Origin of the sequence: Geobacillus sp. DSP4a (genome assembly GCF_013096875.1) — a bacterium.
Lineage (GTDB): Bacteria > Bacillota > Bacilli > Bacillales > Anoxybacillaceae > Geobacillus > Geobacillus thermophilus.
Window position 1 is genome coordinate 1 of the sequence record NZ_SDLD01000272.1, and the last position, 270, is coordinate 270.

The window sequence follows — 270 nt, forward strand, 5'->3', positions numbered from 1 at the left end:
GCGGCCACTCAAGGCGTCTGTCGCCCGATGATGAGGATCATATTTTAGCCCTAAGAAAAGAACATCCCACCATGCCCGTGACGGTGTTCTACGAACACCTGATCGAGCAGGGGGAAATCCCAGAAAATCATACCTCTTACTTCACTATATACCGATTGTTGAAAAAACACAACCTGGTGGGAAAAGAAATCTTGCCGATGCCGGAGCGAAAGCGTTTTGCGTATGACCAGATCAATGAGCTATGGCAAGGGGACTTATCCCATGGACCCA

The 270-nt window shown here is 48.9% G+C and carries 1 pseudogene; it reads left to right on the plus strand.

The features are described from left to right. Nucleotides 1–270: pseudogene (locus ETC02_RS17310) on the plus strand (helix-turn-helix domain-containing protein); the annotation flags it as partial.